Annotated in this window: 27 protein-coding genes; 25 read left to right on the top strand and 2 right to left on the bottom strand. The window is 54.1% G+C overall.

Features of this window, described 5'->3' with window-relative positions; translation table 11 throughout:
- Positions 1 to 95: 95 nt before the first annotated feature.
- The 25 genes from fusA to HMPREF3130_RS09835 all read left to right on the top strand — a co-directional run bounded on the left by fusA (position 96) and on the right by HMPREF3130_RS09835 (position 22,858).
- Entirely contained in the window at positions 96 to 2,228 is a 2,133-nt protein-coding gene (gene fusA, locus HMPREF3130_RS09945; RefSeq protein ID WP_080985608.1) for an elongation factor G, read from the top strand.
- Between the two features lie 502 nt (positions 2,229 to 2,730).
- Positions 2,731 to 3,921: an elongation factor Tu gene (gene tuf / locus HMPREF3130_RS09940; protein ID WP_016422054.1), complete on the top strand. Its 1,191-nt coding sequence runs from the start codon at positions 2,731 to 2,733 to the stop codon at positions 3,919 to 3,921.
- Positions 3,922 to 4,592: 671 nt separating this feature from the next.
- Complete coding sequence (gene rpsJ / locus HMPREF3130_RS09935) at positions 4,593 to 4,898, top strand: 30S ribosomal protein S10 (RefSeq protein ID WP_003938093.1); 306 nt, start codon at positions 4,593 to 4,595, stop codon at positions 4,896 to 4,898.
- 31 nt (positions 4,899 to 4,929) lie between these two features.
- Complete coding sequence (gene rplC, locus HMPREF3130_RS09930) at positions 4,930 to 5,586, top strand: 50S ribosomal protein L3 (RefSeq protein ID WP_070429872.1); 657 nt, start codon at positions 4,930 to 4,932, stop codon at positions 5,584 to 5,586.
- The gene (gene rplD, locus HMPREF3130_RS09925) at positions 5,583 to 6,230 is read left to right on the top strand and encodes a 50S ribosomal protein L4 (protein WP_070429871.1); all 648 of its coding nucleotides are present in this window, start codon (positions 5,583 to 5,585) and stop codon (positions 6,228 to 6,230) included. Before rplC ends, rplD begins: the two co-directional genes overlap by 4 nt.
- Positions 6,230 to 6,535, top strand: coding sequence for a 50S ribosomal protein L23 (rplW, locus tag HMPREF3130_RS09920; RefSeq protein WP_005509869.1), 306 nt, complete (start codon positions 6,230 to 6,232; stop codon positions 6,533 to 6,535). Before rplD ends, rplW begins: the two co-directional genes overlap by 1 nt.
- A gap of 37 nt (positions 6,536 to 6,572) precedes the next feature.
- On the top strand, positions 6,573 to 7,415 hold the full coding sequence (rplB, locus tag HMPREF3130_RS09915; protein WP_016422056.1) for a 50S ribosomal protein L2: 843 nt from the start codon (positions 6,573 to 6,575) through the stop codon (positions 7,413 to 7,415).
- A gap of 14 nt (positions 7,416 to 7,429) precedes the next feature.
- Positions 7,430 to 7,708 (top strand): 30S ribosomal protein S19, encoded by a 279-nt coding sequence (gene rpsS / locus HMPREF3130_RS09910; protein WP_005509882.1) that lies wholly within the window; start codon positions 7,430 to 7,432, stop codon positions 7,706 to 7,708.
- 3 nt (positions 7,709 to 7,711) lie between these two features.
- Complete coding sequence (gene rplV / locus HMPREF3130_RS09905; RefSeq protein ID WP_070429870.1) at positions 7,712 to 8,074, top strand: 50S ribosomal protein L22; 363 nt, start codon at positions 7,712 to 7,714, stop codon at positions 8,072 to 8,074.
- Positions 8,074 to 8,814 carry a 30S ribosomal protein S3 gene (gene rpsC, locus HMPREF3130_RS09900; RefSeq protein WP_005509954.1) on the top strand — a complete coding sequence of 247 codons (741 nt, stop codon included), beginning with the start codon at positions 8,074 to 8,076 and terminating at the stop codon, positions 8,812 to 8,814. The genes rplV and rpsC overlap by 1 nt, the downstream gene beginning before the upstream one ends.
- A 3-nt stretch (positions 8,815 to 8,817) precedes the next feature.
- Positions 8,818 to 9,234 (top strand): 50S ribosomal protein L16, encoded by a 417-nt coding sequence (gene rplP, locus HMPREF3130_RS09895; RefSeq protein WP_049170015.1) that lies wholly within the window; start codon positions 8,818 to 8,820, stop codon positions 9,232 to 9,234.
- Positions 9,234 to 9,470 carry a 50S ribosomal protein L29 gene (gene rpmC, locus HMPREF3130_RS09890; RefSeq protein WP_005509851.1) on the top strand — a complete coding sequence of 79 codons (237 nt, stop codon included), beginning with the start codon at positions 9,234 to 9,236 and terminating at the stop codon, positions 9,468 to 9,470. Before rplP ends, rpmC begins: the two co-directional genes overlap by 1 nt.
- Positions 9,467 to 9,745 (top strand): 30S ribosomal protein S17, encoded by a 279-nt coding sequence (gene rpsQ / locus HMPREF3130_RS09885; RefSeq protein WP_048760623.1) that lies wholly within the window; start codon positions 9,467 to 9,469, stop codon positions 9,743 to 9,745. Before rpmC ends, rpsQ begins: the two co-directional genes overlap by 4 nt.
- 259 nt (positions 9,746 to 10,004) lie before the next feature.
- Entirely contained in the window at positions 10,005 to 10,442 is a 438-nt protein-coding gene (locus HMPREF3130_RS09880) for a hypothetical protein (RefSeq protein ID WP_070429869.1), read from the top strand.
- Between the two features lie 236 nt (positions 10,443 to 10,678).
- Positions 10,679 to 11,413, top strand: a complete 735-nt coding sequence (locus tag HMPREF3130_RS11290; protein WP_141737809.1) for a hypothetical protein — start codon at positions 10,679 to 10,681, stop codon at positions 11,411 to 11,413.
- A gap of 234 nt (positions 11,414 to 11,647) precedes the next feature.
- The gene (locus HMPREF3130_RS11285) at positions 11,648 to 11,995 is read left to right on the top strand and encodes a hypothetical protein (protein ID WP_141737808.1); all 348 of its coding nucleotides are present in this window, start codon (positions 11,648 to 11,650) and stop codon (positions 11,993 to 11,995) included.
- A 175-nt stretch (positions 11,996 to 12,170) separates the two neighbouring features.
- A complete protein-coding gene (gene mgtE / locus HMPREF3130_RS09875) occupies positions 12,171 to 13,517 on the top strand; it encodes a magnesium transporter (RefSeq protein WP_070429868.1) in 1,347 nt (448 codons plus the stop codon).
- A 169-nt stretch (positions 13,518 to 13,686) separates the two neighbouring features.
- Positions 13,687 to 14,604 (top strand): hypothetical protein, encoded by a 918-nt coding sequence (locus HMPREF3130_RS09870; protein WP_070429867.1) that lies wholly within the window; start codon positions 13,687 to 13,689, stop codon positions 14,602 to 14,604.
- Positions 14,605 to 14,914: 310 nt separating this feature from the next.
- Positions 14,915 to 15,712 carry an RDD family protein gene (locus tag HMPREF3130_RS09865; RefSeq protein ID WP_070429866.1) on the top strand — a complete coding sequence of 266 codons (798 nt, stop codon included), beginning with the start codon at positions 14,915 to 14,917 and terminating at the stop codon, positions 15,710 to 15,712.
- Positions 15,713 to 15,754: 42 nt separating this feature from the next.
- The gene (locus tag HMPREF3130_RS09860; RefSeq protein WP_070429865.1) at positions 15,755 to 17,794 is read left to right on the top strand and encodes a coiled-coil domain-containing protein; all 2,040 of its coding nucleotides are present in this window, start codon (positions 15,755 to 15,757) and stop codon (positions 17,792 to 17,794) included.
- 137 nt (positions 17,795 to 17,931) lie between these two features.
- Positions 17,932 to 18,642: a hypothetical protein gene (locus tag HMPREF3130_RS09855; protein ID WP_141737807.1), complete on the top strand. Its 711-nt coding sequence runs from the start codon at positions 17,932 to 17,934 to the stop codon at positions 18,640 to 18,642.
- A gap of 102 nt (positions 18,643 to 18,744) precedes the next feature.
- Positions 18,745 to 19,170: a hypothetical protein gene (locus HMPREF3130_RS09850; protein ID WP_070429863.1), complete on the top strand. Its 426-nt coding sequence runs from the start codon at positions 18,745 to 18,747 to the stop codon at positions 19,168 to 19,170.
- Positions 19,170 to 19,715, top strand: a complete 546-nt coding sequence (locus HMPREF3130_RS09845; RefSeq protein ID WP_070429862.1) for an RNA polymerase sigma factor — start codon at positions 19,170 to 19,172, stop codon at positions 19,713 to 19,715. The genes HMPREF3130_RS09850 and HMPREF3130_RS09845 overlap by 1 nt, the downstream gene beginning before the upstream one ends.
- 10 nt (positions 19,716 to 19,725) lie before the next feature.
- Complete coding sequence (locus HMPREF3130_RS09840; protein WP_070429861.1) at positions 19,726 to 21,474, top strand: GTPase domain-containing protein; 1,749 nt, start codon at positions 19,726 to 19,728, stop codon at positions 21,472 to 21,474.
- Positions 21,464 to 22,858, top strand: a complete 1,395-nt coding sequence (locus HMPREF3130_RS09835) for a dynamin family protein (RefSeq protein ID WP_070429860.1) — start codon at positions 21,464 to 21,466, stop codon at positions 22,856 to 22,858. Before HMPREF3130_RS09840 ends, HMPREF3130_RS09835 begins: the two co-directional genes overlap by 11 nt.
- Here the strand turns inward: HMPREF3130_RS09835 and HMPREF3130_RS11190 are convergent.
- Complete coding sequence (locus HMPREF3130_RS11190) at positions 22,832 to 23,344, bottom strand: hypothetical protein (protein ID WP_083276380.1); 513 nt, start codon at positions 23,342 to 23,344, stop codon at positions 22,832 to 22,834. The genes HMPREF3130_RS09835 and HMPREF3130_RS11190 overlap by 27 nt on opposite strands.
- Positions 23,341 to 23,574 carry a hypothetical protein gene (locus HMPREF3130_RS09830; protein WP_070429859.1) on the bottom strand — a complete coding sequence of 78 codons (234 nt, stop codon included), beginning with the start codon at positions 23,572 to 23,574 and terminating at the stop codon, positions 23,341 to 23,343. Before HMPREF3130_RS09830 ends, HMPREF3130_RS11190 begins: the two co-directional genes overlap by 4 nt.
- Positions 23,575 to 23,688 lie beyond the last annotated feature (114 nt).

Below are 23,688 nucleotides of genomic sequence, written 5' to 3'. Positions count from 1 at the left end.
TAAAGCAAACCCGACCGACGGCGGATTTGACGGCCAATTGCAATCCCGTGATTGAGTCTCACCGCCAAACCGATTTGAAACGAGTGGGGAATCAAGTGGCTGAAGGTGCACTTCCCGTAAAGAAGGACCTCCACAAGGTCCGCAACATCGGCATCATGGCGCACATCGATGCTGGTAAGACGACTACGACCGAGCGCATCCTGTACTACACGGGTATTAACCGCAAGGTCGGCGAGACTCACGATGGTGCGTCCACAACCGACTGGATGGAGCAGGAGAAGGAGCGCGGTATTACCATTACCTCCGCTGCTGTGACCTGTTTCTGGAACGACAACCAGATCAACATCATCGATACCCCGGGCCACGTCGACTTCACCGTTGAGGTTGAGCGTTCCCTGCGTGTGCTCGACGGTGCCGTCGCAGTCTTCGACGGTAAGGAAGGTGTCGAGCCGCAGTCTGAGCAGGTTTGGCGTCAGGCTCAGAAGTACGATGTCCCGCGTATTTGCTTCGTCAACAAGATGGACAAGCTGGGCGCTGACTTCTACTACACCGTTGGCACCATCGTTGACCGCCTCGGTGCTAAGCCGTTGGTTATGCAGCTGCCGATTGGCGCTGAGGATGACTTCGACGGCGTTGTTGACCTGCTGGAGATGAAGGCCCTCATGTGGCCGGGCAAGGTTGAGATCGGTACTCCTGCGCAGGTCGAGGAGATTCCGGCGGACATGGTCGACAAGGCTAACGAGTACCGTGAGAAGCTCATTGAGACCGTCGCTGAGTCCGACGAGGAGCTCATGGAGAAGTACTTCGGTGGCGAAGAGCTGACCATGGACGAGATCAAGGGTGCCATCCGCAAGATGGTCCTGAACTCTGAGGTCTACCCGGTCTACTGTGGTACCGCCTACAAGAACAAGGGTGTTGAGCCGCTGCTCGACGCTGTCATTGACTTCCTGCCGAATCCGCTGGACATCGGTGAAGTTCACGGCCACCAGATGGGCGACGAGGACGTCGAAATGGTCCGTAAGCCGTCTAAGGATGAGCCGTTCTCCGCTCTCGCATTCAAGATTGCTGCTCACCCGTTCTTCGGCAAGCTGACCTTCGTCCGCGTTTACTCCGGTCGCGTGGAGCCTGGTCAGCAGGTCCTGAACGCCACCAAGGACAAGAAGGAGCGCGTCGGTAAGCTGTTCCAGATGCACGCCAACAAGGAGAACCCTGTTGACGAGGCAGTGGCAGGTAACATCTACGCCTTCATTGGTCTGAAGGACACCACCACCGGTGACACCCTGTGTGCACAGGATGCTCCGATTGTTCTGGAGTCCATGTCCTTCCCGGATCCGGTTATCGACGTTGCTATTGAGCCCAAGTCCAAGGCCGACCAGGAGAAGCTGAGTACCGCTATTCAGCGTCTGGCTGAAGAGGATCCGACCTTCACTGTTCACCTGGATGAGGAAACCGGCCAGACCGTTATCGGCGGTATGGGCGAGCTCCATCTCGACGTCCTGGTTGACCGCATGAAGCGCGAGTTCAAGGTTGAAGCAAACATCGGTAACCCGCAGGTTGCTTACCGCGAGACCATCCGCAAGCCGGTCGAGAAGTTCGAGTACACCCACAAGAAGCAGACCGGTGGTTCGGGTCAGTTCGCCCGCGTCATTATTGCTCTGGAGCCGTACGCTCCGGCTACTGACGAGGTGGAAGAGGGCGAGTCCACCACTTACAAGTTTGTCAACGAGGTCACTGGTGGTCGTGTTCCGAAGGAATACATCCCGTCTGTCGACGCTGGTATTCAGGACGCAATGCAGTACGGTACCCTCGCTGGCTACCCGCTGGTGAACATCAAGGCAACCCTGCTCGATGGTGCTTACCACGAAGTTGACTCCTCTGAAATGGCCTTCAAGATCGCTGGTCAGCAGGCTATGAAGGAAGCTGTTCAGAAGGCTAAGCCGGTCCTGCTCGAGCCGATGATGGCCGTTGAGGTCATTACTCCGGAAGAGTACATGGGCGAAGTTATCGGCGACATCAACTCCCGTCGTGGCCAGGTCAACTCCATGGAAGACCGCACCGGCGTCAAGGCTGTCAAGGCTCTGGTTCCGCTGTCCGAGATGTTCGGCTACGTTGGTGACCTGCGCTCCAAGACCCAGGGTCGCGCTAACTACACCATGATCTTCGACTCCTACGCTGAGGTTCCGTCCTCCGTGGCCGAGGAGATCATTGCAGCTCGTACCGGCGCTTAAATCGCGCCGGCAGGGTGGGGCACTCAATCAGAGCTGACCCCATCCCTGCACGCACTGCAGTGTCGCTCTTTTTAGGGAACGCAGTGCGAGGGTCTGCAGCTTTAGTAGATTCCCTCTAGCTTTGACTGTGCTAAGACATCGTCAGACTGTTGGCGTGTGTTAGCACAGGCAAGCTCTAGGGGGTAGCTGCTCGCAATTCATATCGTTGGGCGATTTTAAATCGCAACTCAAATATCTAGCATTTATGCAGGTAAATGACGATGTGAGTTGCTGGCCGTTACCCACCCTTAACTAGGGGGTTGGTCTGGTTTGGAAAACTCCAGTATCCTGCCCTAGTATCGAGTAACTGGCACAGTGAAAGAATAGTGCTCTTTTGCGCGCGCACGTTCCGAAGTCGTAAGCGAACAGCTTGAAGGCTTCTGATGTTGTGAAGGCGGATTGAGTGACCACAAAATTGTGGCTGCGAGAGTCGTGGCCACCTAGACCTCCAGGAGGACTAAAAGTGGCAAAGGCGAAGTTCGAGCGTACGAAGCCGCACGTCAACATCGGTACCATTGGTCACGTTGACCACGGTAAGACCACCACTACCGCCGCTATCACCAAGGTTCTGGCTGACAAGTTCCCGGACCTGAACGAGTCGTTCGCTTACGATGCCATCGATAAGGCACCGGAAGAGAAGGAACGTGGCATTACCATCAACGTTTCCCACGTTGAGTACCAGACGGAGAAGCGCCACTACGCTCACGTCGATGCCCCGGGCCACGCCGACTACATCAAGAACATGATTACCGGTGCTGCTCAGATGGACGGCGCAATCCTGGTTGTCGCTGCTACTGACGGCCCGATGCCGCAGACTCGCGAGCACGTTCTGCTGGCTCGCCAGGTTGGCGTTCCGTACATCCTCGTTGCGCTGAACAAGTGCGACATGGTCGACGACGAAGAGATCATCGAGCTCGTCGAGATGGAGGTCCGCGAGCTGCTGGCTGAGCAGGACTACGACGAGGAAGCTCCGATCGTCCACATCTCCGCTCTGAAGGCTCTTGAGGGCGAAGAGAAGTGGGTCAACTCCATCGTCGAGCTGATGGAAGCTTGCGACGAGAACATCCCGGATCCGGTTCGCGAGACCGACAAGCCGTTCCTGATGCCGATTGAGGACATCTTCACCATTACCGGTCGCGGCACCGTTGCTACCGGTCGTGTTGAGCGCGGCGTTCTGAACGTTAACGACGAGGTCGAGATTCTGGGCATCAAGGAGAAGTCCCAGAAGACCACCGTTACCGGTATCGAGATGTTCCGCAAGCTGCTGGATTCCGCTGAGGCTGGCGACAACTGTGGTCTGCTGCTCCGCGGTACCAAGCGTGAGGACATCGAGCGCGGTCAGATCGTTGCTAAGCCGGGCGCTTACACCCCGCACACCGAGTTCGAGGGTTCCGTCTACATCCTGTCTAAGGATGAGGGCGGCCGTCACACCCCGTTCTTCGACAACTACCGTCCGCAGTTCTACTTCCGCACCACCGACGTCACCGGCGTCGTTTCCCTGCCGGAAGGTGTCGAGATGGTCATGCCGGGCGACAACGTTGACATGTCTGTCAAGCTGATCCAGCCGGTCGCAATGGACGAGGGCCTGCGCTTCGCTATCCGCGAGGGTGGCCGCACCGTCGGCGCTGGCCGCGTTACCAAGATCGTTAAGTAAGGTTTCTCCCCATAGGGGAAGTGCTTTAACTTAAGTCTTAGAAGAATCCCGACTCCGCGTAAGCGGAAGTCGGGATTTTTTGTATCTGTACATACCCGACACTAGACGGGGTGGGGGCGACGCAATAGCCGTCGTCAAGCCGACTGTGCCGTAATGGGGGTGATGTACGTTGCACTTTGGAATCGTGATTTTACATTCGTAGCCCGGACGTGCTTTAATACGGAGGTTGCTTTAACAAAGGCGTTCGCGCCAATTGTTGTATCAGGCCCAGCTGGGAACCAGTACGAAATTGGACATAGCGCCTATGGTAAGGCGAGCATGACCACGTAGGGAAGTTTCTTCCCGATCGTGCCTCACGGAGAAAAACGGGCGACACGCCCGACCGCGGGGGTCGGAGGTGGCATGGCAAATTAACAGCGGCAGTAGGCAAATGAAGAGCCCCACGAGGGGGACTTGTTTTCCACTGGGATTTGAGTGCAAGGCGTTATTCGTCCGCTCGGGTCATGGCCATAAGTTAATTTGCCATGACGATCGAAGACGAAATCGCTTTGAAGTAATGCACAACCCAGTTTTAATTTCTGGCGCTGGCCATAGTTGCTGACGGCGTCGAGAAACATTGACAGGGTCGACGCCCCTTTAATTGGGGCGCGCCGACCGAGGAGAGGACAAGCGTGGCCGGACAGAAGATCCGCATCAGGCTCAAGGCCTACGACCACGAGGCTATCGACGCTTCTGCGCGAAAGATCGTGGAGACCGTTACCCGTACGGGTGCACGCGTCGTTGGCCCGGTGCCGTTGCCAACCGAAAAGAACGTTTACTGCGTTATCCGTTCGCCGCACAAGTACAAGGACTCGCGCGAGCACTTCGAGATGCGCACTCACAAGCGTCTGATCGACATTCTCGATCCAACGCCGAAGACCGTCGATGCACTTATGCGCATTGACCTTCCGGCAAGTGTCGATGTGAACATTCAGTGATCCTGGACTTTTGGTAGCGGAGACAAGATAAATGAGTGAAAACGAGATCAAGGGCATCCTGGGCACGAAGCTCGGTATGACTCAGATCTTCGACGAGGAGAACCGCGTTGTTCCGGTTACCGTCGTTGAGGCTGGGCCGTGCGTAGTGACTCAGGTGCGCACTAAGGAAACCGACGGCTACGACGCCGTCCAGATTGCATACGGCGAAATTGACCCGCGTAAGGTCAACAAGCCGGAGGCCGGCCACTTCAAGAAGGCCGGTGTGACCCCGCGTCGCCACAGCGTTGAGATTCGCACCCCGGACGCTTCCTCTTACGAGGTCGGCCAGTCCGTTGGTGTCGGCATTTTCGGCGAAATTGAGTACGTCGACGTCACTGGTACCTCTAAGGGCCACGGCTTCGCCGGTGGTATGAAGCGCCACGGCTTTGCTGGCCAGGGTGCCGCTCACGGTAACCAGGCTGCTCACCGTCGTGTTGGTGGCATTGGCGCTTGCGCCACGCCAGGACGCGTCTTCAAGGGCAAGCGCATGGCAGGCCGCATGGGTAACGACCGGGTCACGACCCAGAACCTGAAGATCCAGAAGGTTGACGCTGACGCGAACCTGCTGCTCATCAAGGGCGCAGTTCCGGGTGCACGCGGCGGCCTGCTGGTTGTTAAGACTGCCACGAAGGGTGGTGCTCACGCATGACCAACCTCAAGCTAGACGTACACACCGCTGAAGGCGGCGTGAACGGTTCGGTTGAGCTTCCTGCTTCCGTGTTCGACGCGGAGGTGTCCATCGCCCTGATGCACCAGGTTGTTGTCGCACAGCGTGCAGCAGCTCGCCAGGGCACCCACAAGGTCAAGACCCGCGGTGAGGTTCGCGGCGGTGGCCGCAAGCCGTGGCGCCAGAAGGGTACCGGTCGCGCTCGTCAGGGTTCGATCCGTGCTCCGCACTGGACCGGCGGTGGCGTTGTCCACGGCCCGGTGCCTCGCGATTACAGCCAGCGCACCCCGAAGAAGATGGTTGCAGCTGCTCTGCGCGGCGCACTCTCTGACCGTGCTCGCCACGACCGCATCCACGTTGTCGAGGAACTGGTCCCAGGCCAGACCCCGTCCACCAAGGCAGCTCGTACTTTTGTCGAGCGTCTGACTGAGCGCCGCAACGTGCTCGTCGTTCTGCCGCGCGAGGACGTCAACTCGTGGAAGTCGGTTCGTAACCTGCCAGGTGTCCACATCCTGTCTGAGGATCAGCTGAACACCTACGATGTTCTGAAGGCCGATGACGTCATCTTCGCCGTTCAGGCACTCAATGACTTCATCACTCGCACCGCCGGTAAGGAGGAGAAGTAATGGCTACCATCGCAGATCCCCGCGACATCATTGTTGCACCGGTAGTGTCTGAGAAGTCCTACGGACTCATGGAGCAGGGCGTTTACACGTTCCTGGTCCACACCGACGCTAACAAGACCCAGATCAAGATCGCGGTCCAGGAGATTTTCGGTGCCAAGGTCGCTTCCGTCAACACCCTCAACCGTGAGGGCAAGCGCAAGCGTTCCCGCACCGGCTACGGCAAGCGCAAGAACACCAAGCGCGCCTACGTGACTCTCGCGGCCGGCAGCGATCCCATCGACATCTTCGGCGGTTCGGCAGCTTAGCCGCTAGCCGACGAGGAAGTTAAGGAAGAGCAAAAGTATGGCTATTCGTAAGTACAAGCCGACTACGCCGGGTCGCCGCCAGAGCTCCGTCTCCGAGTTCAGCGAGATTACTCGCTCGACTCCTGAGAAGTCTCTGCTGCGCCCGCTGTCGAAGACTGGTGGCCGTAACGTTCACGGTCACATCACCACTCGCCACAAGGGTGGCGGACACAAGCGCCAGTACCGTGTCATCGACTTCCGTCGTAATGACAAGGACGGCATTCCGGCAAAGGTCGCTCACATCGAGTACGACCCGAACCGTACCGCCAACATCGCACTGCTGCACTACGCAGACGGTGAGAAGCGCTACATCATCGCTCCGAAGAACCTGAAGCAGGGTGCCATCGTTGAGTCCGGCGCTAATGCCGACATCAAGGTTGGTAACAACCTGCCGCTGCGCAACATCCCGACCGGTTCCACTATTCACTGCGTGGAGCTCAAGCCAGGCGCTGGTGCACAGCTGGCACGTTCTGCTGGTGCTTCTATTCAGCTTCTCGGTAAGGAAGGCAAGTACGCAGTTCTGCGTATGCCGTCCTCTGAGATCCGTCGCGTCGACGCACGTTGCCGTGCAACCGTCGGTGAGGTCGGAAACCAGGATCAGATCAACATCCGTTGGGGCAAGGCCGGCCGTATGCGCTGGAAGGGCTGGCGCCCGACTGTCCGCGGTGTTGTCATGAACCCGGTCGACCACCCGCACGGTGGTGGTGAGGGTAAGACCTCCGGTGGTCGCCACCCGGTTTCCCCGTGGGGCCAGAAGGAAGGCCGCACCCGTAAGCCGAACCGTCCAAGCGACCAGCTGATCGTTCGTCGCCGTCGTACCAACAAGAATAAGAAGCGCTAAGGAGGGAACTGAGAATGCCACGCAGCCTTAAGAAGGGCCCGTTCGTCGATGAGCACCTCCTCGCGAAGGTCGATGCACAGAACGAGAAGGGCACCAAGCAGGTCATTAAGACCTGGTCTCGCCGCTCCACGATTCTCCCCGATTTCATCGGCCACACCTTCGCCGTTCACGACGGTCGCAAGCACGTGCCGGTGTTCGTGGATGACTCTATGGTCGGCCACAAGCTGGGCGAATTCGCCCCGACCAAGACCTTCAAGGGTCACGTCAAGGATGACAAGAAGGGACGTCGATAAGCCATGAGCAACGACATTACTTCTGCACGCGCAACTGCGCGCTTCGTCCGCGTTACTCCGATGAAGGCACGTCGCGTCCTGGACACCGTTCGCGGTAAGTCCGTCGACGAGGCACTTAACATCCTGGAGTACGCCCCGCAGGGTGCTGCCGATACAGTTGCCAAGGTTGTTGCGTCTGCAGCTGCAAACGCTGAGAACAACTTCGGCCTGGACCGTCGTACTCTGGTCATCTCCGAGGCTTACGCCAACGAGGGACCGACCATGAAGCGCTTCCGCCCGCGTGCGCAGGGCCGTGCTTTCCACGTCCGCAAGCGCACCAGCCACATCACCGTGGTCGTCGAGAGCCAGAAGGAAGGTGACCGATAGTGGGACAGAAGATCCATCCACACGGTCTTCGCCTCGGTATTTCCAGCGACTGGAAGTCCCGCTGGTACGCCGACAAGCAGTACGCTGACTACCTGGCCGAGGACATCAAGATCCGCGATCTGCTGTCCACCGGTCTTGAGCGCGCCGGCATCTCCGATGTCGTTATCGAGCGCACCCGTGACCGCGTGCGTGTGGACATCCACACCGCACGCCCGGGCATCGTTATCGGTCGTCGTGGCTCCGAGGCTGATCGCATCCGCGGCCAGCTCGAGAAGCTCACCGGCAAGCAGGTTCAGCTGAACATCCTCGAGGTCAAGAACATTGACGCGGATGCGAAGCTGGTTGCTCAGTCCATCGCTGAGCAGCTCGCCAACCGTGTCGCTTTCCGTCGTGCAATGCGCAAGGCTATCCAGTCTGCAATGCGTCAGCCGCACGTCAAGGGCATCAAGGTTGTCTGCTCCGGTCGTCTCGGTGGTGCCGAGATGGGCCGCACCGAGCGCTACCACGAGGGTCGCGTTCCGCTGCACACCCTGCGTGCGGAGATCGACTACGGCACCCACGAGGCTCACACCACCTTCGGCCGCATTGGCGTCAAGGTGTGGATCTACAAGGGTGACGTGATCGGTGGCCGTCGCGAGTCCGAGATCAACGCCGGCAACGCCCGCCAGCGTCGCGGCAACGACCGCCCGCGTCGCGGTGGCAAGCGTCGTCAGCGTGCATCTGAGAAGAAGGAGGGCTAATTCATGCTCATCCCGAAGCGCGTTAAGTTCCGTCGCCAGCACCGCCCGACCCGTTCTGGTATGTCCAAGGGCGGCAACAAGGTGACTTTCGGTGAATACGGTCTCCAGGCTCTCGAGCCGGCCTACATCACCAACCGTCAGATTGAGGCAGCGCGTATTGCCATCAACCGCCACGTCAAGCGTGGTGGTAAGGTCTGGATTCAGATTTTCCCGGACCGTCCGCTGACCCAGAAGCCGCTGGGTGTTCGTATGGGTTCCGGTAAGGGCCCAGTCGAGAAGTGGATTGCAAACGTCAAGCCGGGTCGCATCATGTTCGAGATGTCCTACCCGGACGAGGCAGTTGCCGTCGAGGCACTGAAGCGCGCAGGCGCTAAGCTGCCGATTAAGACCCGAATCGTTCGGAAGGAGGATCAGTACTGATGTCGAACGGCATTCCCGCCCACGAGCTTCGCTCGCTGGATAACGATGACCTGGTTGCCAAGCTCAAGGAGTCTAAGGAGGAGCTGTTCAACCTCCGTTTCCAGAGCGCTACCGGTCAGCTGACCAACAACCGCCGTCTCCGCACTGTCCGCAAGGATATTGCTCGCATTTACACCGTTATGCGTGAGCGCGAGCTCGGCCTGTCTGCTGCACCAACCGATGGTGATGCAGCATGAGTGAGGAAAACATGAACACCACCGAGGCTGGCGCACGTAAGGTGCGCACCGGTTACGTCGTGTCCGACAAGATGCAGAAGACCATCGTTGTCGAGCTCGAGGACCGCAAGCAGCACGCCCTGTACGGCAAGATCATGCGCACGAACTCCAAGGTCAAGGCGCACGACGAGAACGAAGAGGCTGGCGTGGGCGACCGCGTCCGCATCGAAGAGTGCCGTCCGCTCTCCAAGGACAAGCACTACCGCCTGCTCGAGATCGTCGAGAAGGCTAAGTAAGACCCGATAGCTGAGCAATCAGCTAGGGCTTTACGACGAGAACCCCGCCGCGGGAAACACGCAAGTGTTTTCTGTGGCGGGGGTTTTGTTTGTGCCTGATGCAGATGGCTTTCCGGAATCTGGTGCGCCTTCTTCGGAACTTTTTCATTGCGCAGGCCCTCTAATACGTGAACACCGGCTATTAGAGACGTGCTTCAATGCGATTGGAAGCGATATTTGGTCCGTCGGTGGTTGATTATCACGTTGACCAGGAGGCACAGTGGAAAGCCAGTTACCGCTCAAGAACGATTTCATCGATTTGCTGCTCAAGCAAACCGCTGAGGACGAGGGACTTACCTTAGAAGAGTATATCTTTAGGCATATTCGGCAATACGAGGATCAAACTGGTGAAGAACTTCAAGATCTGTTCGTAGCCGGGGAATTGGATAATGAAGAACTAGAAGAGCTGTTATTGACCAGCCATTTGGCGACTCATGAAGTAAACGAGGTGACCGAACTGTACTACTACGAACTCCGAAAGGGAATGACTATCGGGGTTATATCCGTTGTGTCTCTCGTGGTCGGCATAATCTTTGGGGTTATCGCCGTAGTGTGCGCTTACAACGACGCTTATGGGGCAGGTCTGACCTGCGGAGCAATTGGTGTGATTTTGGCTTGTGTGCGTCTTGGGACGATTATATGGGCGAGTACGGATTAGCTGTCTTCTACTTGGTGTCTCGGTTATATGAGAGGCTCTACAGCTAAGTGCTGTGCCTGTGCGAGATGGAGTGTGTACGGCCTGGCCGCTGATTCGGAGTCAAGTGGTGAAGGCGTTCGACAACATCATGTTCTGCGAATAACCCACGAGTTTTGCCGCTAAGGCTCTTTCCCGAAAAGACTGAAAAATTTCGTATGAACAGGGAACTTTTTGGTTGCGCGCGGACTCTATCAAGCATGATGAGTCCAATTCCCGGTAGAAAGCCCCAACGGCTGGTGATAAGCAGCGATTCCATATCGTCCTTGGAGGATCGCCCACGCGCTCAGGCGTCTGAAGATCGCCCACGTCCTGACAACCAGATTGGAAACAAACAGGCTTCGGAGAGATCGCGATCTAAGAAGGCCATTTTGAACAAGCGTCGTAAAGTTGTTCTTTTGGCCTGCGCCGGAATGCTCCTCGGCTCAGGTGCAGTTGCTTATTCGGAGGCGTCCCAGGCGGACGACTATGCATTTACTCCGCCAGGAATGCCTCGGGATATTTCTGATCAAATTCCTCCATATTTGCGGGTTTTCAGTCATGCAACCAATGAAAAATCCGAGAGTAATACGCCACGTCTAGCGGGAGAAAAGGTGGACGGCTATTCGTCCGAGTTTTATTTAGATGGAGGATGTGCTAATCAGGTCTATACGATTGTGTTCGACCGAGAGCTAATTGATAAGCACTTATCTGGTGCAGAAGCGCTTGATGGGTATGTCAAGGTGGAAATACCTGATTACCTTGCCTTCTCTTATTCTGATTACTCAGAGACAGGTTATCAAAAATATTATCGAACAGATATATACCCTGAGGATAGATCTTATCTAATCGAGGTAGAGTGCACTCACTGGACTAGTGAGAAAAGCGATCGAATTGCTGGATACTGGCGTCATAGATTGTATTCTCTTTTGTCCGGAGAGGAAGATTTCTGGTGAAGATAATAGCTGTAATGGCCGGCTGGATTAAGATTCAAATTAACAGAATTGGTGTAGTCAACATTAGTATGCTGATTGGGGTAGCTGTACTAAGTTTGGCGATCTGTACTGGAGGTATTTGGTACGGTAGTCGAAAAGAGCCGGCCGAGCCTCATGATGTTCGCTTGTACGAAGGCCCGGACATTGAGGGGGTGCGACCTTCGTTGACTTCTAAAGCGCCCCACGTTGATACCAATGACCTCTAAGGATTGCAGTCAAGATATCCTTCACGGTATTCCAAATGTTGAGGTTCCCTCAGTAGCTGCACAATTATGTACAAATTATGTCTATATTGGCGTTGAGTCATGGATTGAGCGAGTCGATGCTTACCGAGAATCGTGGCCAAATTATAGAGAGTATGAGTTACCTGGTTTTATAGCCTTCGAGTTCGGTTATGGAGGTCAGGCAATGTTGATAAATGACAACCGAGATCTGGCTATTTATGTTCGTTATGATAAGGATCACGCATCTAATCCGCTTTTGGATGAGAGTTTTAGGGTAGATGGCAGTTTTGAAAAGTTTGTACAGAGGATGCGGGTCTAGAACAATCTTTACGGTTGTTCCTAGCTTGCGGCTGGCCTGGTTTGGCCAGAGCTTGGAGCCGCAACATGGCGGTCAGGTTCGTGCTCTGTGGGGTTAAACCTCGTGCTTGCCGGTATGCTCAAAAGAGGTCGGTACAGCCGGTACCAGGTGAGAGCAGCGGGAGGCATGCTGGATCATGGGCAACGCCAGAACCCTTCATGATCGAGATCTCGAGTCCGCGCTTCGCTCACACGACGTGGCGACATTGTCGCGGCTCTTAATTGATGTTGAGCCCAAAGCTGCCGCTCGAAGGATGCGCCGCCTCAGCCATGAGGAACGTGCGCTGTTCTACCGCACACTGCCGAAAGACACGGCGGTTGAAACCTTCGATGAGTTGGACTCAGCGCTGCAGGCGCACCTAATCGACAGCCTCCGTGATCCTGAAGTCACCGCAGTTTTCGCGGAGATGGAACCGGACGATCGAGCAGAACTGCTCGACGAGCTGCCTGCGTCTGTCGCTGCAAAACTGCTCGCCAATCTACCGGATGATGAGCGAGAGCTGACCAACATCGTCCTCGGTTACCCCGACGGTTCCATTGGGCGTCGGATGAGCCCGGAGCTGGTGTCACTTCATGACGATATGACGGCGGGCGAGGCCTTGGAGACGGTCTATAACCATTTGGATGATGCGGAATCCATCTACACGTTGCCGGTGTCGAATCGGAATCGTCGACTGGTGGGCGTGATAAGTCTTCGTGATTTGATGCGTGCCAGCAGTGATATCCATATTGCGGCAATTTTGCGGAAAGCAGACTACGCAGAGGCTACTGAGTCTGAGGAGAAGGTGGCTCGCATGTGCGCCGATCGTAAGCGCTTAGCTTTACCGATCGTCGATAGCGAGCAGCGCGTTATCGGTCTGCTCACGGTGGACGACGCACTCCGGATTCTGGAGGAAGCAGACTCCGAGGACCAAGCTCGTATTTCAGGTTCTGAGCCGCTGCGTTTGCCTTACCTTGCTACGCCGATCTTTGAGATCGTCCGCTCCCGTGTGGTCTGGTTGCTTGTACTGGCTATTGGTGCGACATTGACCGTGCAAGTCCTGGAAACCTTCGAAGAGACTCTGTCTCAGATGGTGGTTCTTTCGGTGTTCGTGCCGCTGCTGATTGGTACTGGTGGCAATACTGGCAACCAGGCTGCCACTACTATTACCCGTGCGCTGGCACTAGGGGATGTTCAACCCAGCGACCTTTTCAAGGTCATACTCCGAGAGGTGAGAGTTGGTGCGTTCCTCGGCCTGCTGCTGGGTACTCTCGGCCTACTCTTGGCGGGGTTGGTTTATGGTTGGGACATAGGCCTCGTTATCGGCCTGACGCTGCTGGGTATCTGTACTCTCGCTGCCACTGTCGGCGGCATTATGCCGCTGATTGGTAAGAAGTTCGGCATTGACCCGGCGGTCTTCGCCAACCCATTCATTACCACGCTTGTCGATGCCTCCGGCCTAATCATCTACTTCCTGATTGCTAAGTCAGTTTTGGGAATTTAGGCATTCACTCGATTTTGTAGGCGCTTTCTGGAGAGACAACCAGTTAGGCTTAATTCCTAATTCGGCAAAGCCGGGAACATTTCGGTGCTCGGTCTCCTCTAATACATGAACCCCATGAGTGTTTGTGTGCGGCAAAGATTGCCGTGACTAGAAGAGGAGGCCTTCCCAAATGAGCGGGATTGATTTATACGCAGTTTTTGCGGTGGATCCTAGCCAGCCCGGAGCTGTTGTAGCTAACAAAATTCAACAGCAGATTAACAGTACCGACTCTCAAAGTTGGGATGCCGAAAAGAAAGAACTTGCAGGTTATGTAGTTGCAATTTTCGCAGATGAGAGCAAAAAACAGCGCTATGACCAGGCCTTGCAGAGTCCCTTTTCGCCACCGGAGGTAACGACGGATTTCTTAGCGGATTTGGCGACAACGAGAAGCTCCCATGGGCTAAATGCCTTAGGGCAGGGAGGTGTTGATGCTCCGCGTGGTCACGGTGCTGTCGGTGACATGACTCCGACCGTGTCTTCGGTATCCCACAACAGCGTAATCATGCGGACAGTCACCACGACGTTTGCGCCGGTGCAACCACTAGCGCCGGAAGCAACGCTTAAAGACGTGTGGGTACGTATACCAAAGACTATTCAGGCCGCTATCGTGACGTTGGCCGGATTAGCAGTTTTCTGGATTGGTGATGGAGTCTTTACCTTTGTTCAAAGTCTCGAATATTCTGAATCGACCTGGTTTATGTTTTTGAAGGTGGTAATAAACATATTTTCCCGGGTAGCAATTCTGGGAATAATCGTCATGACCTTGGTCAGCGGATTCACAAGTTCTGGAATGTATCGTCGACTTAAAATTGGTCTTTTACTGACAGCTGCACTGGTACCAGGTCTTAATCTGATTAACGACGCCATGATCTTTGTTATAGACGTACCTTTCTTTGTTTTTGACTACCACTTCGGGTTCTATTACTGGTGGGAATTCACTTGTTATCTCGTTTTGTCAATCATTGCTCTTGTCCTATGCCTGCTTCCACAATCGCTGGCGTGGTATCGCGGCATGACGCTGGTTAAGACAACATCTCAGGGCTCCTAGCCTCAAACAATCCCGTCTTTGGTTAAAGGCGGGATTCGTCGTTTCTCCGCCCCTTCTAACATCGCCAACGTGCAGCAAGAACGCGTATGGGGCAGTCTTCGTCTTTTTGGTATCTGGCTTTGAAATCCAAATCAGAAAAAGTTTTTAGCGTTCGTCAGGAACATTTTGACCCGCGGCGTCCTCTAAGGAGTGAAAGTCGCAAGGAATTGAGGAATCAACAAGGGCAAGGATTGTTTCCAAGTTCACTTCTCTTGTCTTCTTCCGCGACTTAGATCCTTACGTCACCCCTTCCAAGGAAAGAGAACCTCTAATGAATCAGCAGAATCCCAATAACCCGGTTCGCCGCACCGTTCAGCCACGCAGAGCCGGAGGCCAGGCAGGAGTTTCCGGTGGCCAGCCACAGGCCAACACACAGTTTGGTTTCGGGGCTCCTCAACAGCAGCAACCTCAGCTGTCGCAGCAGCAGCCCCTGTACGGCCAGGAAAACCCGTACATTATGCCCACACAGCCTGTCGCTGATCAGCAGCCATACCAGTCCGTATCCGCTGCTGGTCAACTATCTGAACAGCCCCATCATTTTCAGCAGTCGGTGGTACAGCCGGGCATGGCTCAGGTTGCTCCAGTAACACTGCACGAACAGCAGTGGGCAGATCCGACTTATACAAATGCCTCCCTGGGACAAAGGGCTGGTGCCTACCTCATCGATGCGCTAATCATCGGTCTCATTCAGTTCGTGATTTACGTGATTTTTGTAGGCGGAGGCAGTGCCGCGGGCAGTGATGAGGCAGTAATTGGAGGCATGATTATTAGTGCAATTCTTATGTTCATCCTTGGCTTCGCCTACAAAGTTTGTCTAGAGGGCGCCATGGGGCAGACTCTCGGAAAGAAAATCCTTGGCCTGCGTTTGATCACTACGGATGGTCGACCAATGGGATTTGGCCACGCGGTAAAGCGCAACATCAACCTTTTCTATTCTTTGGTGCCATTTATCGGAAGCTTTGCAGCGGGCATTGCGTACGTTGTGCGTTTCTTCTCCGTGATGAATTCGCCGTACAACCAGGGCTACCACGACCGCTGGGGAAATACTCGCCTGATTAAGGAGCACTAAAGAGAACCTGCAGCCATATTCGTAACTATTTCGAGTTCTCCTATGATGTCTTTTGTTGCGCCAACCTCAGCAGAGTTGGCCCAGAAAATTAGTGACGGTGTCACGCGTAATTATCAATCGCAGGTGTCTAAATTTGAGGCTGAGATCAACAAAGCGAAAACTCAGGTCTCGAATTATCAATCTCATATCGGAGCTCTCTGCGATCAGCGTGATGAAGTTTCTTCGGAGCTGCAGGGGTTCCATGATGAATTGGATGCTGTTGCTTCTAAGCGCGCCTCCTACTCCGGTCGGCTAGCAGCAGCACGTCGTCAAGCTGAAGATGCGCGGGACCGGGTATCGTCTGCGCGATTGGCCAAGCAGCAAGCCGAATACGAGTTTCACCAGGCTGAAAACCGACTGCACTCTTTGCAAAAGCCGGTTGATGATGGTCGATTCAAATTGGAGATGCAGCGCTGGGAAAGCCGGATCGATGATATCGACGGGCAGATTCAAGATGCGACGCGAAAGCTTAAAGACGCGCAGCAGTATTCCGAGGACCTCGATCGGCAGATTCGTGACTATGACGGCAATGACTACTTTGAGCGACAGCGGTTAGCTGATGCTCACCGGCAATCTGTAGAAGATGAATATCGTCATCAGCAGCGAATCGACAGCCTTGAAGATTCCAAACTGCAATTCCCCAAACCGATTGATGACGGTCGCTTTGACCGCGAAACAGCTCAATACAATGCTGATAAAGATCAATATGAAAGAGCACGCAAGCAAGCAAAATCGCTGCTCTCTGACGCCGAAAGAGCTTTACAGTCAGCCGAATCCGACTTTCGTCTTGTCAACAGCGATGTAGATGAGTTGCTGGCAGAACCAGCGCAATTGGATGCAGAGGAAAGTCGTCTGCCAGACCTTATTGATGGGAAGGAAGACGAGCTCAGCGAGGTTAATGATGACATCGCCAGCGCACAGCAAAAGTTGAGTGCTTGGAAGCAAACGCTTCAACAGTCGACAGCTAAGAAGGCTCGGGTTGAGTCCACCCGCGATTCGGAGGCTCGAGCAAAAGCACAGGCTTTTCAGCGATCTAATCATGGTCAAGTTGTAAGTTCTTGGCATCGCATCACAGAAAACTATTCGAAGAATAGGCGAATCTGGGAGGACTGTGTCAGCAATGTCGCGCAAGCTGAGGACAAGAAATGGGCAAATCTAGCGTTACCTGAATACGTAAAAGCGCACAATGACCTCAAAGCTCAGAAAACGACTAATGAGAGTTTTCGCGCGCGTGCGCACGGCGACGTGGAGTCTCAGCAGCGTCAAATCGCAGATGTTGTCGCTACACACTTAGCAGGTGATCGACGGAACCGCTGGGCGCTATATTCGCCAGACACTGGTCGGCATACCGTGCTCAATCAGGCACAATCGCAAGCTGAAATTCAGAAATACATCGCAGGTTTCGGGTCGAATCCAGCTTGGGGAAACGTTCAATTAGTTTCTGTTCGTACCAAGCCCTTGACGACTTTTTGGATTTTGCTTGCAATCACAGTGTTGAGCGTTTTCACCCGGTTGCTTATTGGTGATGTGTTCGGCCTTACGACGATGGCAGTGTGGATCTGCGGCCTGGCTGCATTTGGAAACCTTGTTTATCGAGGAATCGCAAAATCTCAGGGAACAAATGTGGAATGGGTTGACGAGCAAAAGGACTGGTCAGTTATTGCAGGGAATCTGTATAGAGCAATTAGCTCAGCTAACCAGTTCGACCAACGAGCGGCGCAGATTACAGCGAAATCCCGACAGATTATTCAAAGTAATAAACAAGCCGTGGCTCGTAAGCGAGCGCAGATTACGGTTGCAGATGTTGAACCGCATGTCCACCGTGCAGTACCGCAGTTTTGTGTCTTTCCCCGCAGGGACAGCGACGCGATAGCGAGCTATTGCAGTCAAGTGGTCAAGGACTTCGTTGCTCAGGGCAATTCGAATGCTCAGTTAAACCTTCAGGCCTCGAAGTATCCACTTCCACCGAAGGCTAACTACTCGGGCAATGACCATTACGTACAAGCTGCAATTAGCCTGTACGACTCACGAAAAATACGGTAAAGGAGACCGAAGTAATGGGTTCCATGAAATCTCAACCGCCTCGGCGAAAAGGTTCTTCCGGAGGCGATTCCTTTAATTCCAACTACGCAAGCAATCATGTCAGTCGGACGCAGAAACCCCGTCGTAAGCAGGGTGCTATGAACAAGCCGGTAGGCTCGGAGACCCCGCGCGAATCGGGGCCCGGATTTGCTCCTGAGACAGGGCAGCAGTGCGCATGGAGCGAGACGCCCTCGGCGAACTACTCGGCACAAGATTCGACCTCTTCGTTTTCTGAAACAACACAATTCCCTGTGGAAAACTCGGCAAGTGCAGGTGATGCTCCAAGGGCGGCCGATTTTTCCGCAGGCTCAAATGTTCCCAATGCGCCAAAGAAGAATTCGTCGGCACCGGCGGTCATTTTGAGCATCGTGGCTGTGCTGGCGCTCTTTGGTGTAATTGTCGGCGGTTGGGCCGTTTGGAACAACAAGCAAGAGGACAACCGGGCTGCAGAAACCGCGACTTCAACTTCTGCTGAGCCCACTTCCACCTCAACGCGGACAAGCGATTATTACACTCCTACGTCGACCTATACGACAACAGAAACCAGTACGACAACTGAGGAATCGGTTGATTCGGATTACAGTTCAGGATCGGACTACTCCGAACCCGAAGAACAGTTCCCGTCTCCTCCGTACTCACCGCCGTCGAACTACACCTGGATCCTCAACGGTCCATATGGAACCGGTACGTCGTCCAACTGCATCCAGATCGCGGACAGCGAATACCAAAGTGGTGTCTCGGACGACTACTCGGAGTGCTTCGAGATGAGCGATGGCTGGTACTACTACTCCCTGCGAGGTGCCGGTTAATTAGTATCAGTTGCCCAATGTGTGAGTCGCAGGATGGCAACGTGGAGCCTAACCTGGAATGCTAAAATGCGACTAGTCCGACCAAAATAAGGAGTAGCTTTCGTGAGCGCTACTGATGGAGCTGATAGTCCCAAACCCTGGGATAATGAGGCTGTCGAGCCTGTGCTGCCAGATTTGCTGGGAGACACGCAAAACGTGCTTTCCGACGACGTTTTTGAACAAATCCTGGCCGCTGCCATGGAACCTAACTCCGACTTGGCGGATGAGTCCCTAATCCCAGCCGATGATGATCCTGAGTTGACCGAAGATGGTCATTTCGTCAACCCAGAAGAGGCGGAGCTGTTTCTTGACGATGCAGCGGATGCTGAGGACGACGACGAAGAAGCCGAAATGGAAGTCGAAGATGATGACGACGATCATCGTGATGCCTCCGATGACGATGGCGATGACGACCATGATTTCGATTTCGATGACCTGTACTCCGGTGATGACAACTCGGACGATGATTTCGGCGGGGTGCTGTCATAATGGAAACAAAGGTTTTGGAACGGGAGTTAGTTCAGCGTGCCCAGAGCGGCGATCAAGCAGCCTTCGTTGAACTCATCAGGCTGTATAAGGACAGCGTTTTTAGCGTCTGCTTGCGTATGTGCAGCAATTACCACGATGCCGAAGATGCCTTTAGCGTCGCTGTAACATCTGCATATAAATATTTGGATAGGTTTCGGGGCAATTCCTCTTTTAAAACTTGGTTCACCAAGATCGCGCTGAATGCCTGCAAGAAACAGGGGCAAAAGATTCAGAAGCGCACGGAGATGATGCAGCTCGATTCCGAAGCGGGCGCGAACATGCGTTCTGCCGGGAGCGATATTGATACCCGGGTAGCAGTAGTTGACCAAGTTCAAACTGCATTGGATCAACTGAAGCCAAACTTCCGCGAAGTCTTAATCCTCCGTGAATTGGCTGGCTACACCTATGAGGAAATCGCGGCCAAACAGCGTATCCCGCTTGCGACGGTCAAGAGCCGATTAAACAGGGCGCGAAAGCAAATGCTCGAGTTGCTCAAAGAAGAGTAAGGCAGATTTTATGACGCCGGCCACTTCTAATACGAGCTCAAGTTCAGGTGTCGGTATCAGCGAGGATGCCACTTTAATTTGTAAAGCGGCTGAATACTTTGATGCCGTCGGCAAGCGAGAAGAAGCCCGACTCCTCGAAGCCCCGCTACAGGCGAGAAGAGAAGCGACGGTAGTCGCCGTTATCGGTGAGGTCGGATGCGGAAAGACGATGCTGGTAGATGCGCTTTCTGGAAGTGCTTCCATCAGTCTTTCCGCATGTGAAACGGGTTTCAGTTTTGGTCCCGATGCGGAGGAGATTTCCGGTCAGGGAAACTTTGGGCTAGGGGAGGGGGCAATCCGAGGCGGAGAGTCGTTGACAGATGACAGTTTCATAGATTGCCCTGGTTTTAATGGCGCTGATTCGGAAATCTCGAAAGCTGCGATTGCGCTCACTCGTAATGCCGGTGTTGTGGTGTTTGTGCTTGAGGCAACGACTACGATTACCGAACCGGAACTTGCCACGCTGAAAGAAATCGCTGCAAGCACACCAGGACTTGCGGTGGCAATAACCAAGAAAGACAAAAATCTGTTGGGTTGGCGAGAGATTGAAAGAGTTACCCGTCAGCAGATTCAGCAGCATTTGGGAGAATTAGTTTCCGAAGTACCTATAGTCAGTGTCTCTCCGCTGCGGTACCTTTCTGCCCTCAACGGCAATCCTTTTCTAGCCGACGAGGTTATCAATGACTCGGGGATTCCCCGGTTACAAGAGGCGATTGTTGAGGCGCGCAGCCGGCTGCAGAAAAATGCGTATACCCCAGTTATGCGGCAAGCGTTGGTTCTGCTGAATAGTGAATATGCCGAGCTCGAGAGCGAGATTTCAGCAGATAGCACGGCCATGCTGAGCCGATTGGAAGAGAAGAAGGTGGAACTTGAGCACCTCACTTCCGACCGGCGTCGAGGACAACAGCTACTTACGTCAGGGCTGTCTCAGGCCAGAAGCGAAGCCGTAAGTATGGCTGAATCACAGTTGGTGGAGATTCGAGAGAAGTGGCACTCGTACTTCGCGTCGACGCCGCCACGTTATATTCGAGCCCATCGGGATGCAGTTTTCTTTCAAATCGAATCCGAACTGTCCGAATTGTTCGAGGACTCAATCCGCTACTTTATGGCTCGGTCCCGCGAGGTCTATGTAGGCGTCACAGATGGCGTTGCAGATTGGCACAGCGTGATTGATGCCCTTAACGAAGTTGCCGCGGGTATTTCCGTTTCTAACAAACCTGAGAGCGAGAATTCCGTAGCCAAAGTCGTAGATCCGTCCCTGGTGTCACTGACGATTGCTGGTGGTTTCGGGCTTACCCACGTTTTAGGTTTTGTACCGGGGATCGGTGCGGCGATTATTGGTAGCGGCGGTACTGTCCTGCCATTCGTTGCAATGGCTGGTCTGTGGCTCGGTGTGAATGTCTATCATCGATCGTCTAAAACTGGCCGCGTTGAACTAGCAAAATGGCTAGATCAAGTGATTTTGCAGGTGCGCAGACAGCTCAATCAGGGAATCGAGACTGTTTACAACGAGTTGCGCCCGTTACTAATCAACCAGTTCAATGACAATCTTGAACTACGTATTCGTCGAACTAAACACCAAATTCAGCAGACGAAACAGGATTGTCAGTCGGCGCTTGGAGACAGACAGGTCGCTCGGCAGGAAGCTAAGAAGAAGTCCGCTTATGTTGCCAGACTTCGTGGTGAATTACTGAGTCGGGTGGATGCCAATGCAGAGTAATGCATATGTCGATTCTGCAGCTAAACAATTGATTGCCGCCGTCGATTCTATGCTTCGTGAGCTGATTGATCGCGCTGGTGAATATGGCGATAAGCAGCAGAGAATTACAGCTGTTGCCAATGAGTGCCGTCAGCTAATGCAGACTCCGCCAACAATTTTGGTGAGTGGACGAATGAAGGCTGGAAAATCGACACTCATTAATGCTTTGGTGCGCCAGAAGATTGCAGAAACTGCGATCCTCGAGTGTACGAATGCCGTCACCGTGTACACCAAGGGAGCCCCGGAGCGAATCGAGGATGTTTCGTTAGCCAATCGAGGCGCCCTCCATAGTGCGCAGAGTGCCCAAGGTGTGGCCGATTTGGATGGGCGCGTGAAAGTTCACTATCTCCCATCACAGGCATTGTCGCAGCTAAACTTCGTCGATACGCCCGGTCTTGGAACGGTTGATGTGGCAAATCATCAAATTGTCGATGGACTGCGCGAGCTGACCCGTGTGCCGTGGAACCAGCATGGCACCGCCATTGATGGGTTGATCTATGTGTTCGATTCCACTTTGCGTGACGACGAGATTGCGCATATCCGCTCTCTAGGCTTTACCACTCTGTCATCGGTGGGAGTGCTTTCGCGCGCAGATGATTTCGGTGCCGGCGCCTTTGGGCCAAGTGATCCAATCGAAGCAGCTAGGAACAGAGCCACTGAACTGTCGGACGACTACTCTCGCTATTTTTCTTCGGTATTAGCAGTTTCCGGTCTGATGGCGGAAAGTGCGGAGACAGGTGCAATCACCGAGCCGCTGGCTCGAGTACTCAGCAGCCTTGACACGGTGGCTCGTGACACATTGATACATGAGTTAGAGACTGAATTTCCCAATTGTGTCAGTGCTAGTAGCCGCCATAAACTGCTGGAAGTGCTGGGGTCCTATGGAGTCCTAGAGGGACGAAATAGTGCCAGCGGTGGCGCCGTACAGTTGCAGAGATTCTTACGTCAGGCCTCGGGAATCGATTCTTTAGCAGGTCATCTGGGCGAGAGTATTACTTTTGCAACGGTGCTGAGTCGTTCTAGCTATGTGCAGGAAAAACTAAAAGACCTGGCATTTTCTTGTGATGCCGCCGAGGTGCTCGACTATTGGGAAGAGCATTTGACTGCCCAGCAACGGCTAGCGGTAACCATTTACCACTTGCTGAGTCAGAGTTCCGGTAGTCGCGTATCTACCGAAGGAGTATCTCTGGCGGAAGAGACACTCCAGATGGGAGCAGTGGAGGACGCTTCACGTGCTGCTGAGATACATGCTCTGGCCAGCAGAAAGCTTCTGGGGTTGGTTTCGCCTTTGGAGGAAAAGCTCCTAGGAGCCGTGTGCTCATTCACTGAGCTCATTGCCCCGTAGAATCTCTTCGGCGGTTGTTCGTACTTGAGCGATGTTTTCAGCTACAACGTCCTCTGGAAGTCCAAAAAGGATGGACAGTTCAGAGTTGCTCAGAGGGGAATACTGTTCCAGCGCTAGCAAGGTTAGGTCTTCTGGTTCCATGTAAGCACGCAGGGCATTTACTCGGCACAGAGGATCGTGGCCACTTGGCGAAAAACCACCTTGTGTTCTTGCTTCTTTCGCAGTGAGAACTCCTAAACCCGTCTGCGCAAGCGCAAAGTAGATTTCACGGCGTACCAGAGCGTCATGGGAGGCTCCTGCTTTCTCAGCTAAAACGGAGACCGATTTCCATGCATTGCCGAGGCCATGAGTGAGAATGGTTTGAGCAAGATGGCGGCTTCCTCCGAACACAAGCGCAATTGACCACAGGCGATCTTTTTCGGCCAGAGCACTTCGTTGGAACCGTCTTGCGACAAGTTGTCTGTTGAATTCATAACGGGCAGTCATTTTGAGTCCCCACTGAAGTTGCTTTCCGATGAGTGACCTAAATCAGCTGCGAGAGTTGAAGAATTGAGTCGACTTTCACCAGAGATTTGTGGCAGGGAACCGGACTGATCCACGACATCCGTTCCAAAAATGGTCAGCATAATGTCATCGACGAGGTTTTCAGAGTCTGCTTCACCATCAATTTCCGCCATTAGCGATGCGATAGCTGTGCTCTCTTTTTCAGTGCTCATGTACTACTCCTTCCCTTTATCTGAAGAAATTGGGTGTGAGATTTCTGAAACGTAGTTTTCAAGTGATGAGTCTGTTCCAAAGGCTCGTGATAGGGCGATATCGAGTACTTCCTC

Source organism: Corynebacterium sp. HMSC14B06, assembly GCF_001807075.1.
GTDB lineage: Bacteria > Actinomycetota > Actinomycetes > Mycobacteriales > Mycobacteriaceae > Corynebacterium > Corynebacterium jeikeium_D.
Note: the sequence above shows the minus strand (reverse complement) of the source record. Positions and strands in the feature narration are given on the sequence as shown.